Source organism: Pantoea sp. B566, from assembly GCF_024793925.1.
Classification (GTDB): Bacteria; Pseudomonadota; Gammaproteobacteria; order Enterobacterales; family Enterobacteriaceae; genus Pantoea; species Pantoea ananatis.
Genome location: NZ_JANUQL010000002.1, coordinates 318,162 through 330,324, shown reverse-complemented (window position 1 = coordinate 330,324; position 12,163 = coordinate 318,162). Strand labels below are relative to the sequence as shown.

Genomic DNA, 12,163 nt, shown 5'->3' with positions numbered 1-12,163 from the left:
CGTGAGATATTGTCCGTTAGCCTCTTCGCATAAGTGAAAGTAACCTTCGCATTACTTTTATTTATGCACCCTGGCGGTGCAACAAAGTCAATATCCTTTGAAACAATTCATTAACTTTTTGACCCCCTTCAAAGAACTGATAAATCATAAAATTTTTGGTTTATGCACTAACAATGCCTTATTTATGCACGAAACAGCCGCATCCGGGGCAGATAAGTCGAAATATTATTCACTCTTATTCACCGTTAATCGAAATAGCATGGGGATAATGACCGCCTGGTCGACATCATATTTTCTCTGGTAATGATAAATTATGTCGGCGCGCTTAAGCGCGCGTCATTCCACGGCTCAACACAATAAATAACTTCGATAAGAAAGGTTTTGTATGGATAAGTTATCTTACGCGTCTGACAGTAGTACTTCAGCCTGGTCCACCTACCTACAACAAATCGATCGCGTTGCGCCTTACCTGGGCGACCTTACGCGCTGGATTGATACTTTACGTCATCCTAAGCGTGCATTAATTGTTGATATTCCTCTGCAAATGGATGACGGCTCCATTCGTCATTTTGAGGGTTATCGTGTTCAGCACAACCTTTCACGCGGTCCGGGTAAAGGCGGGATTCGCTATCATCCCGATGTCGATTTAAATGAGGTCATGGCCCTTTCAGCCTGGATGACCATCAAGTGTGCCGCTGTCAATCTGCCCTACGGCGGAGCAAAAGGTGGGATTCGGGTCGATCCTTTTAAACTGTCTGAAGGCGAACTCGAACGTCTGACGCGCCGCTATACCAGCGAGATCGGTATCATCATTGGACCGCAAAAAGATATCCCGGCCCCCGATGTCGGCACCAATGGCAAAGTGATGGCCTGGATGATGGATACCTACTCCATGAATCTGGGCACCACGGTGACGGGTGTGGTGACAGGTAAACCTATTCACCTTGGCGGCTCCCTCGGCCGTGAAAAAGCGACCGGCCGTGGTGTGTTCGTCACTGGCCGTGAGGTTGCTGGCCGAGCCGGCATCCAGATTGAAGGCGCACGTGTCGCCGTACAGGGATTTGGTAACGTAGGCAGTGAAGCCGCCCGATTGTTTAGTCAGGCGGGCGCGCGCGTTGTGGCGATTCAGGATCACACTGCAACGCTGTTCAACGCTGACGGCATGGATATGGATGCGTTGACACAATGGCAGACTGAAAACAAGCAGATCGCAGGCTTCCCTGGTGCACAAAACATCGAGAAAGAGCGTTTCTGGCATACGGAAATGGATATTCTGATCCCTGCCGCGCTGGAAGGACAAATCACGCGGGAGCGTGCTGAGATCCTGAGCTGTAAGCTGGTGCTCGAAGGCGCTAACGGTCCGACCTATCCGGATGCTGATGATGTTCTGGCAAACCGCGGTGTGATTGTTGTACCCGACGTGATTTGTAACGCCGGAGGTGTGACAGTCAGTTACTTCGAATGGGTGCAGGATATGGCCAGCTTCTTCTGGAGCGAAGACGAAATTAATAAACGCTCAGACAAGATCATGACGGAAGCCATGGTTCACGTATGGGAAAAAGCCAAAGAGAAAGCGTGCTCGTTGCGTACCGCAGCCTATATCGTGGCCTGCGAACGTATCCTGATGGCACGTAAAGATCGCGGTATCTATCCGGGTTAATGACTGAAAACACAACCCGCACCGTGCGGGTTGTGTTTTAGCGGTTTACCGCGCGTTAGCGGAACTGCTCCACCGTTTGCGCCAACTGCTGCGCCTGATCTTCCAGCGAGCTGGCGGCCGCCGACATTTGCTGCACCAGTGCGGCGTTTTGTTGTGTCGTACCGTCCATCTCGTTAACTGCGACAGTGACCTGACCGATACCGCGCGCCTGTTCATCAGAGGCAGAAACGATTTCATCAATGATGCTCTGCACTGACGATACGGCCTGCGTCATCTCATGCATCGTTTTGCCTGCTTCGTTAACCAGTTTCACGCCGCTTTGAACCCGAACGCTCGATTCTTCAATCAGGGCAGCGATATCTTTCACCGCGCCCGCACTTCGCTGAGCAAGATTACGCACCTCAGAGGCCACGACAGCAAAGCCTCGTCCCTGCTCGCCAGCGCGCGCCGCCTCAACCGCAGCGTTAAGGGCCAGAATATTCGTCTGGAAGGCGATGCTGTTGATCATCGTAGTAATGTCACCAATTTTCTTCGAGCTGTCATCAATCTGTGACATGGTCTGCACCACCTGCCCAACCAGCGCTTCGCCCCGGCTGGCGATTGAGGTGGCATTTTCGGTCAGATTCGTGGCCTGTTGAGCATTATCGGCATTCAGGCGAACCGTTGCGCTGATTTGCTCCATGCTGGCTGCAGTCTCCTCCAGCGCAGCCGCCTGCTGTTCGGTACGCGATGCCAGATCGAGGTTACCACTGGCAATCTCGCTAGCCCCTTCTCGCACCGACGCGCTGGCATCTTTGATTTGGCCCACAATAGATTGCAGCTGGCTTTGCATGGTATGCAGCGCATAAAACAGGCTGCTGTTGTCGCCCGGTGCAACGTGAAAGCGGTTACTGAGCTTACCTTCCGCAACCGCCAGCGCTATTCTGGCTGCCTCTGCAGGCTCGCCGCCGAGCGGACGCATGACTTTGCGATTGAACAAGAGCCCCAGTACCGCGCCGACCAACAGGATGCTTACCAGCATCAGTCCGATAGCCCAGTAGAGTTGGCGATTCGCCGCAGCCATAACCTGGCTGACCGGTGCGACAATTCCAACGTACCAGGGCTTATCGCTATTGCCTACCGTGACCGGATACCAGGTATACATGGCTTTTTCGCCCAGCACCGGGTCGTCATGTTCCACAATTTGCTGGGTGAAATTGTCTTTTTCCCCCTTCCACGCTTTGCCCGCCTCATCTTTATCTGGCGAGGAAACGACTTTGCCTGTGTTAGAGAGCAACAGGGCATAACCGGTGTCCTGCCAGGGTTTTATCTGGTTAACTTTCTTTTGTAGTGAGGCAAGGGAGATATCGGAAGTCACCACGCCGTAAAGTTTACCCTGATCGATAATGGGTGAGGCTACAGAGGTCAATAACGTTGGTATACCGTTGTAGGCATAACTGTAGGGCTCAATCAGCGTATCTTTTCTTGTCTGCTGGGGAACCAGATAATAATCACCCTGACCCGGCGTTAAAAAGGACAGTAACGGATGCATGGCGTAATTACCGGCCTGATCGCGGTCAACAAACCAGGCATAACGGCCCTGTGGCGGCTGTCCGCTCTGACCTGCAAATTCAGCATCACGACCATCAAACGCGTTGGGTTCAAAAATCACAGACATCGAGAGATAATCAGGATTGGCTCTGAGTGAATATTCCATGATTCTGTCAGCGACTTTACGATCGTTAATGCCCGCTTTGGGCAGAGCAATCAGACTTTGGCCTAAGCTGTGCGCCATATTAAGGGCATAACTCAGCTCTTGTTGAATTTGCAGCCCGCGACTTTGAGCGATCTGCTGCAGATAATGTTCGGCCAGCGTTTTTTGTTCTTTTGCCGACTGCCAGCTCAGAACACCAATCGTCACGGTAAACCCAAGCGTAATCGTCAGGCCGCCCGCAACAAGCATCTGCGTGCGGGTACTCATGGTTTTTTTACTGGGTTGAGTGGTCATATTGATTCCCCTGGAATACACCGGCTAGGTTGACCACCCTGTCAGATACACTCTTTCATGTCCCTGGAATAACTATCGGCGCGCCAGAATTTAACTTTAATAAGATGAATCAAAGCCAGAATCGGCTCACATTATCCGTTGCGGGCAAAAAGAGGATTTATGATTTCGAAAGACAACGCAGAACATTATGTTTGGGGAAATAACTGTGATGGTTGGCATCTGCTGAAACGCCAGGATTTAAGCATTATTCATGAACATATGCCGCCTGCGACTGCTGAAACCCGACACTTTCACGTTCAGTCTCGCCAGTTCTTTTTCGTTTTAGAGGGAGAGCTGACGATGGAAATTGAGGGCATCGTCCATCTCCTGCAGGCGCAGCAAGGCATTGAGATCTCACCGGGTGCGAAACATCAGGCACGTAACGACGGAAATGACAGTGTCACTTTTTTAGTTATTTCCCATCCGACGACCCGAGGCGATCGTACCGATCTGACCTGAACATGGCCATAATAATACGCAGGAATCCGTTACTGATCTGAATAGTATTGATATGAAACAATACATAGGCGGGGATTAAATGGCAGTCTGTGCCCTCTTCTAACCAGGCATAACTGAACCGGGAACCCATTCATGCTAAACAAATCAGGCTGGTTTCATGGTTATGTACTTTGCATGACGTGCATGGCCAGATACCTTCATCACTATGCTTTTGCCGTGACGCATTTGATTCGCTGAGAAGGATCAAAAACCCACCGCTGAGTCGGTCATTGACGGATAAAAGATGGGAAAAGAGAGTGTTTATGCTGGAAGCAGGCTTCCAGCATAAACCGGTCAGGCGGCTTTGACGGCGCGGACTTTCTTGTCACTTTGCGGCGCATGATCAGCATCCGTCGCTTCAGGGGCGCTACCGCCTGAGGTTGACTGAGGCAGTTTACTGGTGCGAAGAATGTGCTGCACGGCGTCTTTTTGTTCTGCCAGCAACAGGCCGAGTGTTTCAGCCTGAGATTCATCCATCTCCGCCTGATGAGTCAGCAACCAGTCGGTGAACGCTTCCGCCATATCCAGCATTTTGTCGTAGGCATCAGCCTCTTTTTTGTTGGCAAATGTCATCTTCTCTTCACCTTTTCTGACCACTACAAATTTTGTCTCAACAGCCATAGTTTTGCCCTCAGGTACTGTGTATTTATACAGCATACCACAGTAATCCGCATTTTCCAGAGAAGAATCACCACGCCCGATAAACCTGACATGCGGTTCAGATTTTACAACGACGTGGTCAGCCCCGCCCCGCGCATCACGCCAGAAGCGCTTGCATAAAATCGGCCAGGGCTTTTCGAGGATCGTCTTCTTCAGAGACGATCATTTCAATGCCCCACTGACCCAGCACTTCTTTTGCCACCGGGTTATTGCGGTTAGTGAAAAGGTACGACTTGGGGCGCGCAGTGGCCAGGCCCGTGCGCCCCCACATTTTGGTCAGGCGATAAAACAGCAGACGAATATTAAAGTCACTGATGCTGTAGCCCACGAACAACACCGAATTCCCCATGACATCATGGGTCAGTTTGATATCCAGCGGCGAATCAAAATAGAGGCGCTCAAAGTAACTGCTTTCATCTAAAACGATGGAGGTATCATCATCAAAGTCGCCGTGCAGTTTAATGATGTGGCGCTTGTCTTCAGTTAATGACACCAGATCGGCCGCATTCGCGACTTTTGAGTAAGGCACACCGTGCGCCTCATGTGCCGCTTCCAGCCAGCGGTCATAATTGGTGGTATAGATACGCGAAAAATTGCCCTGCGTGATCATGGTGTGAATTTCAGAGCTACGAACATCAATATCCGGCCGATGCCATTCGCGATCCATCCAGCTTCTTAACGGCCCTAGCGATCCTTTTTTTTGCTTATAGTATTCGGCCAGGGAAAGGTGCGTACCATAGGTATTAAAAATTTTGGGATCGTACCCCAGCTCGTTGGCCAGATGGGCAATGAGCTCATGCCATTCTGGCAGGCCAAGATTGCGGGACAGGCCTGCACCGGCAAAGAGTATCAGCTTACCGGAGTCATAAGCCCGCTTCAGTTCAGGTTTCATGCCACGCCTCGTGCTGTTTTTAAGAAGGACGCGAAGCGGTCCAGTGCAATGCGACGGTTTGAGATTTCATTTTTCTTGTCGCCCATTTCAGCGAAGGTTTGATCGTAGCCTTCAGGAATAAACACGCAGTCCCACTGAAAACCACGCGGGCCCGCCGGTTTTGAGGCAATAGTGCCACGTAATTCGCCGTAAAACTGATACATTTTGCGCCCGTCACAATAGCCCAGTACGGTTTTGGCCGTGACGCCCTGGCTATCGAGGCCATTAACGAGGGAGGCAAAACGATCGGCATCCAGCCGGTTCCAGAATATGCGCGTCAGCCCCGCAGGCAGGCCATTCAGCCCATCGAGATAAAGTCCGGTATGCTCAACGAAGAGAGGACGCCCAATAATTGAGAAGGCTTTTGTGAGTTTGTCCCGCACCAAATCCAGCTCATTCTCTGTTTGAATTTCTTCAATACGACGAGCGATCGGCAAGACTTCGACGCCCACTGGCTCCAGGATTTCACGCACCTCCGCCAGTTTTTGCTCATTAGCCGAAAGGAATCTGATTTTCATACTTCTTCCAGGTTAATTAGTTTGCCTCAGACAGCGCTATCATAGCGGCAGAATGGAGGATTAACGCTGGTCAGTGTAGCGCAAATCCCCGACTTTCTGGCCTGGCAATTACGTCAAAACGTGATGGATCAGCGATTTGCGCCGGGTCGAGGGGGAAAAAGCAGGGGAGCAAGCGCCCCGGGTGAGGCGCTCACTGGTGAAAGTCCGGCGTCTTCAGAAACGGTAGCTGGCAGTCACAGAGACGTTACGGGGTTCACCGTAAACGATATCCCCCGCAACATTCGTGTCATAGGTTTTATCAAAGAGATTATTAATATTGCCCTGAACAGCAAAATTTTTCGTCACCTGGTAGCGGCTAAATAAATTGACTAACGCATAGCTGCCCTGCTCAGCACGCCACGTTCCGTTTCCTTCCGGTGCCGAATTATCGCTCCAGACGTGCGTTTGCCATTTCACTCCGCCACCCACAGTCAGATCAGGGAACATGGGTAAACGGTAGCGCGTAAAGACGTTTAACTGCGTTCGCGGTAAGTCGGGTTTTACCGCCGTGCCATAACGCTGTTCGGCAATATAACGCGTGCCTCCCAGGGTCATCTGCCAGTTATCTGTGATTGCGCCGTTAATTTCGAATTCAATTCCTCGGCTTACCGTACCATTTTTGCCTTCATACGCTGACTCGGTGGTACCCGGAATAATGCGACCGGTGGTCTGTGCCACATTATCCAGCTCAGCCCGAAAGACCGAGACTGACGTGGTCAAGCGGCTGTCGAACCAGTCAGATTTAACGCCGGCTTCGTAGTTCTTACCAATAACCGGCGCCAGATAGGCACCTGAGAGATCACGATATGACTGCGGTTGAAACACGGAAGTATAGCTGGCGTACGTTGACCAGTTCTCATCAATGTCATAAATCAGACCCGCATAAGGCGTGATGTTATTTTTTTCCATATCGTTGGTCAGCGTATTTTTGCTCCAACGGGTGTAACGTGCGCCCAGTATCAGATTTAACGGATCCGCCAGTGAAATACGGGTGGCAAGGTAGCCCGAGCTTTGTCGGGTAATATCCTGCTGGGACAGGGTGCGCGCCGCCCAATCCGTTTCCGGGAACTGGCCGTCAAAAAGGTTAAAATTCCCCAATTCTTCTGGCGAGATATTCGCAAAAGTACCGTAGTAAGTGTTTTTTTGTTTGCTGTAGCTAACACCGACCATTAATTCATGGGTGCGTCCGAAGAGTTGATAAGGGCCACTGGCAAAGGTATCCACAGCATCGACTTGACGTTTGGCTGCATTATATCCCGTGCCCGCAACGACAGGATAATCCGCATAGGGAGAAACGCCTGCACCCGTATTTTTGTCAAAATAGCCGGCGATATACATCATTTTGCTGTTAAGCGTTGACCGATCATGGGTGCCGTTAAGGGTCCATTGCCATCCACTTGCAAAAGTGTGTTTGAGCCGGGCAAAAAGTTTTCTGCTCTCTTTATCGTTATAAGTCCAGTCAGGGGCGGTATTAAAGCCGCGACGAAAATGGGTTTTACTACCGTCTGTGTACCAACGCGGTAAACCGCCCCACATTGGGCTGTCAGTATTCAGCTGCTGAAATTCATAGCCTGCAGATAATGTGGTGGCGTCATTGAGATCGGCATCAATCACCCCATAAACAAATTTCTTTTCAGCACCATAACGCTCAATAAAGCTATTATTATCCTGATAACCCGCAATCACCCTGCCTCGAACATTTCCTGCAGCATTCAACGGGGACTGCACATCCATAACGTAACGCTGTTTATTCCAGCTGCCATAGCTGGCGGATATCTCGCCTTCTGGCTGATGACTGTCGGCATGTTTACGTACCATGTTAACGGCAGCGGAAGGATTACCGGCACCGGTCAATAACCCGTTTGCACCCCTGACCACTTCAATGCGTTCATATAATGCGCTATCCGTCTGTGCATCACCCAAATTCCAGCGTTCTTCGAATACAGTAGGAATACCGTCAATCAGGTAATTGTCGATTAAAAAACCGCGAGAATAATAGGTCTTACGATCCATATCCGCTGTGCTGGTCTGAATAGCCGTGGTGTTGTCCAGAACATCATTTAACGACTGTAGCTGTTGGTCTTTCATGCGCTGCGCGCTGATGATGCTTACAGACTGAGGAATATCGCGCACGGTCGAAAGTAACTTATTGCCCGCGCGGGTAACAGGTACGCTGTAGTCCGAGGAAGTATTTTCGGAAACCGGCTGTTCAGCCGCAGTAACGATAAGCGTCGGGTTGCTCTTATTCACATCCGATGGCGTCTCTGCAAACGCATTATGTGAAGATACGCCTGCCACAAGGGTTGCCAAAAGTGATAAGCGTGAGGGAACCAGAGAAAAAGTGGGCTTCACGCGATCCCTGTTCAGGAGGGGGATATTCAGAAACATTCTAACGCCTCGTTTTCTTTTTTTTAGCTGCCACTGCCCTGCATCAGTCCCAGTTAACTACCGTGCGGGCTGGCCATCAGGAATAAGGACAAAAACAACAACATGTAAAAACAAATGAGAAATATACTCATTTAGATTATCATTGCAAGTTATTGTTAACATTTATCTTTAAAAGCGTCAGAAAAGCCGATGTGTGTATTCTGTTGATAATGCAGATGTTTTAGCGCAAGTCGGGCACAGTACTTCTGAACCCGAGCGCGTGACGTAACGCTGAAATTAGCTGGCCTGGATATTTTTGAGCCATCCGTTTTACCCCTGTGTGAACAGAATTATTTCTCACACTCGCTTATGTCTTTTTTCCTTATATATAATGCGGTCATTATCTGAGACAGGTGGACTGCAGGTTTAAACAATATGGAAAAAATGGGTAAAGGCTGTTATTGACAACGGTGATGTGAACGTTATTGCCCTTATTGACGCTTCGCTTATGTTCAGATAATACAGACTTATGGCCGTTGGGTTGACAGAGAAAACGTTCAGCCTGGCATGAAGCCTGGCACAGGTTACAGGTTGCTTTATCGGGTTTGTGTAATTGCGAAATCCGGAATGCTATTTTTCTCAGATCGGGTAAAGCCGCTTCTCATCTTTGCAAAGCAGCCAACAGCTGCAACGGTCGGGTTATGGAAGGTTCGAGGGATGTCTGGCATCAAAATCAGGATTTACACATAACAAAACGTTATCCTCAATAGCGGTTTTTTTAGTAAGGCATTTCGTCCGCTCAGACCAGCTTTTATTTAAGGGTGGCTATTATTAACTATACGTTATCATTTCTCTCTGACGAGACAAATCACATCATTCCAGGTTTACAACGTGACGACAAATCAAGATAGCCAGGTATTAGGTTTTGATTTTCATTGATTTTTTAACTTAAAAAAGAGATTCTATAATTCATGTTGTGTAGAACCTGCTCGCCTTTCATTGGCATGAGGCGATTTAAATATGTTTAAAACATCAATGTATTCCTAAACTTTATGCCGTTTCTCAGGTTCTGAAAGTCAGTAATAATCTTTACAGTAACAAATTTGTACATTTCGGCCTGAAGAGATATTTCCTTCTGGGAATATTTTTCGTAGAATGGCTCTGTTTAAAATATTCGCTGTAATTTAAGGATTAATCAATGGATGCGCTCAAAGCATTAAATAACCTTCGTATTTTACGTGCACAAGCCCGGGAAATTGAGCTTGATGTGTTAAATGAGATGCTCGAAAAGCTTTCTGTCGTTGTCGCTGAACGCCGTGAAGAAGAAGAAGCTGAGCAAGCCCTGCTGCGTGAAAAAGCAGACAAGCTGGCTAAATATAAAGAAATGCTGATGAATGACGGCATCGATATTTCTGAGCTGATCGATTTACCTACAGAAACTAAAACAAAAGCTAAACGTGCTCCGCGCCCGGCTAAATATCAATATACCGACGAAAACGGTGAAAAGAAATCATGGACAGGTCAGGGCCGTACACCATCGCCTATTAAAAAGGCCCTGGATGCAGGCGGTTCTCTCGATGACTTCCTGATCTGACATAATTAAGCGGTGTTGATGAGGACACCGCTTTTTTATTGGAAACAGCCTGACTGTCCCGTTAAAGGCTCATGACCATGACAGAGGAACTGTCTAATTTCAGCCTTTCGCCTTCATAACGATGATGTAGAAAATGGTAACTATCACTGTTGATAATTACCTGTAATGATTCCGAATACTTTTCCAGTGCAGCGCGCATCTGCACGACATAGTCGTGCGTATCGTAAACACGATCTATCCCTTCTAATGCATGATTCATGATTTTTCTTGCCACGTCGTTGGGCGTGTCCAGTGCAGATAACTTTGAGCGTGCCGTTCGCCGCAGGTCACGTGGTGTAAAATGTTCCAGTCCCAGGCCGCGCGGTGCGCGTAACATGCGTCGCAGAGCCTGATTAAGCGCACCTTTTGACAGCGGTTGCATCACATCGCGCGGTGCCGGTACCAGCCAGGGCGAAGCAGGATCGCTGGCCTTTAACAATGACTCGATACACAGGCGCATCAGGGAAGAGACCGGCAACGTATGTTCACGCTGCGATTTGTTCCGCGTACCTTGTTTCCACAGCCCTGACTGTAAATTAAATTCTGCTTTACGAGCCTGAACGATCTCGTCTGGTCGTCGCGCGCTCACCAGGCAAAGCCGCAGTGCCCAACGGGCCTGTTCAGAGAGTGCCCAGTTGTCCAGCCCATGCCAGAACACCCAAATCTCAGCATCCGACAACTGTCGACTGCGCGGTGAGGCCGCACGGCCTGCAATGTCACGTTTTTTCATTGAAGCAACAGGGGAATGCTCAAGATAACCCTGCATTTCTGCCCAGGATAAAAACTGTTTTGTCAACGCGAACACGCGCCGCGCCTCTCCCTTTTTACCCTCTGAAATCAGTATGTTATATAGTCTGTTTAGTCGTAATCGCGTCAGATTCTTCAGCGGGAGTGAGCCAATATTCGGTAAGACATGCCGGAGAAGGGAGGAAATCGCGATTTCAGGACGGCGACGCGTAACGAGTAATGACAGCTTTACCCAGACCTTAATGACCTGCTCGACCGTGCCCTCGTCACCAAAATTATCGACTTCAGACAGCGAAGCCTTTCTGATCTGCTCCAGCCATACCATGACGTGATGGCCGACATGCGGCGACCTTGTATTTATGCTGATTTCAGCCACTGCCCTTCCCAGATAATAAAGCCGTATTGCAGATTCTACCTTTCTGCCGACTGTGACTCCAGACCTGTTAAGTCTGGAGTCACAAAGACGTCGCTACGCTGATTCTGAAAAGGAATCAAGGCAAAGGGATGTAAAACGGCAATGACTGTGTTAACGCCTCGACGCTACGCAGAGAAGCTGCCCTTCCCCGTAACATTCGTCAGGAGAGACGTTTTTCTTCAAATCGGCATTGCCGTCGGGATTTTCAGAGGGGAATAAGGTGTTCACTGGATTGCCCGGCACTTAACACGCCGAAGGATGTGGGGGCTTTACGCGGCGCTGTGCAGCAAGCGCAACATGGCGTTGCCCCGTCATCGCTGACGAGACAACGGGAAACACGTTAATGACGGGGCGGGCGCGCTAAGCGGAGGTTTTCACCATAGCGTACATCTGCTCAGATTAAGATTACGAGACAGGAGAGGAGTCTTCTACAAACACAGCGTGCGTTTGCGTGGCAGCATCCATCTGGCTAACCGGCAACACTGACCTGAAAAATGTCCTGCCTGTGTTGATGAGGACAGCGAAATATTATCCATGGCATCGGCCAGCTCACCGGCCATACCGACAATTCTCAGAATACGTTTTCCGGTGCCGGTTGGCTCAATGGGCTTATTGATCACATCCCTCCTGAACGAAGAGGAATACGTTAACTCCCTGCACAGATCCGCA

10 protein-coding genes are annotated in these 12,163 nt (G+C 49.5%); 3 read left to right on the top strand and 7 right to left on the bottom strand.

Features of this window, described 5'->3' with window-relative positions; translation table 11 throughout:
• The first annotated feature begins 385 nt into the window (after positions 1–385).
• Positions 386–1,660 carry a Glu/Leu/Phe/Val dehydrogenase gene (locus NYE92_RS01620; protein ID WP_013027799.1) on the top strand — a complete coding sequence of 425 codons (1,275 nt, stop codon included), beginning with the start codon at positions 386–388 and terminating at the stop codon, positions 1,658–1,660.
• A 55-nt stretch (positions 1,661–1,715) separates the two neighbouring features.
• Here NYE92_RS01620 and NYE92_RS01615 read toward each other — a convergent pair whose 3' ends face one another.
• The gene (locus NYE92_RS01615; protein WP_259018424.1) at positions 1,716–3,647 is read right to left on the bottom strand and encodes a methyl-accepting chemotaxis protein; all 1,932 of its coding nucleotides are present in this window, start codon (positions 3,645–3,647) and stop codon (positions 1,716–1,718) included.
• A 159-nt stretch (positions 3,648–3,806) separates the two neighbouring features.
• Here NYE92_RS01615 and NYE92_RS01610 point away from each other — a divergent pair, with 159 nt between their 5' ends.
• Positions 3,807–4,145, top strand: coding sequence for a cupin domain-containing protein (locus tag NYE92_RS01610; RefSeq protein WP_019105854.1), 339 nt, complete (start codon positions 3,807–3,809; stop codon positions 4,143–4,145).
• A 333-nt stretch (positions 4,146–4,478) separates the two neighbouring features.
• Here the strand turns inward: NYE92_RS01610 and NYE92_RS01605 are convergent, their stop codons facing one another.
• The 4 genes from NYE92_RS01605 to fhuE all read right to left on the bottom strand — a co-directional run bounded on the left by NYE92_RS01605 (position 4,479) and on the right by fhuE (position 8,720).
• Positions 4,479–4,805, bottom strand: coding sequence for a YebG family protein (locus tag NYE92_RS01605; RefSeq protein ID WP_014333057.1), 327 nt, complete (start codon positions 4,803–4,805; stop codon positions 4,479–4,481).
• A gap of 136 nt (positions 4,806–4,941) precedes the next feature.
• Positions 4,942–5,736 (bottom strand): SIR2 family protein, encoded by a 795-nt coding sequence (locus NYE92_RS01600; protein ID WP_013027795.1) that lies wholly within the window; start codon positions 5,734–5,736, stop codon positions 4,942–4,944.
• Positions 5,733–6,293 (bottom strand): non-canonical purine NTP pyrophosphatase, encoded by a 561-nt coding sequence (locus tag NYE92_RS01595; protein WP_013027794.1) that lies wholly within the window; start codon positions 6,291–6,293, stop codon positions 5,733–5,735. Before NYE92_RS01595 ends, NYE92_RS01600 begins: the two co-directional genes overlap by 4 nt.
• 213 nt (positions 6,294–6,506) lie before the next feature.
• Positions 6,507–8,720 (bottom strand): ferric-rhodotorulic acid/ferric-coprogen receptor FhuE, encoded by a 2,214-nt coding sequence (fhuE, locus tag NYE92_RS01590; RefSeq protein WP_259018423.1) that lies wholly within the window; start codon positions 8,718–8,720, stop codon positions 6,507–6,509.
• Between the two features lie 1,177 nt (positions 8,721–9,897).
• Between fhuE and NYE92_RS01585 the strand changes: the two genes are divergently transcribed.
• The gene (locus NYE92_RS01585; RefSeq protein ID WP_022623038.1) at positions 9,898–10,293 is read left to right on the top strand and encodes an H-NS family nucleoid-associated regulatory protein; all 396 of its coding nucleotides are present in this window, start codon (positions 9,898–9,900) and stop codon (positions 10,291–10,293) included.
• 61 nt (positions 10,294–10,354) lie between these two features.
• On the opposite strand, the gene NYE92_RS01580 is transcribed toward NYE92_RS01585, so the two are convergent.
• Positions 10,355–11,455 (bottom strand): site-specific integrase, encoded by a 1,101-nt coding sequence (locus tag NYE92_RS01580; protein WP_014604590.1) that lies wholly within the window; start codon positions 11,453–11,455, stop codon positions 10,355–10,357.
• A gap of 467 nt (positions 11,456–11,922) precedes the next feature.
• Entirely contained in the window at positions 11,923–12,114 is a 192-nt protein-coding gene (locus NYE92_RS01575; RefSeq protein WP_259018422.1) for a hypothetical protein, read from the bottom strand.
• Positions 12,115–12,163 lie beyond the last annotated feature (49 nt).

Bases quoted from the DNA above. Each gene is read 5' to 3' on its own strand.
- NYE92_RS01620 (WP_013027799.1), top strand. From the start codon at position 386: ATGGATAAGTTATCTTACGCGTCTGACAGTAGTACTTCAGCCTGGTCC.
- NYE92_RS01615 (WP_259018424.1), bottom strand. From the start codon at position 3,647: ATGACCACTCAACCCAGTAAAAAAACCATGAGTACCCGCACGCAGATG.
- NYE92_RS01610 (WP_019105854.1), top strand. From the start codon at position 3,807: ATGATTTCGAAAGACAACGCAGAACATTATGTTTGGGGAAATAACTGT.
- NYE92_RS01605 (WP_014333057.1), bottom strand. From the start codon at position 4,805: ATGGCTGTTGAGACAAAATTTGTAGTGGTCAGAAAAGGTGAAGAGAAG.
- NYE92_RS01600 (WP_013027795.1), bottom strand. From the start codon at position 5,736: ATGAAACCTGAACTGAAGCGGGCTTATGACTCCGGTAAGCTGATACTC.
- NYE92_RS01595 (WP_013027794.1), bottom strand. From the start codon at position 6,293: ATGAAAATCAGATTCCTTTCGGCTAATGAGCAAAAACTGGCGGAGGTG.
- fhuE (WP_259018423.1), bottom strand. From the start codon at position 8,720: ATGTTTCTGAATATCCCCCTCCTGAACAGGGATCGCGTGAAGCCCACT.
- NYE92_RS01585 (WP_022623038.1), top strand. From the start codon at position 9,898: ATGGATGCGCTCAAAGCATTAAATAACCTTCGTATTTTACGTGCACAA.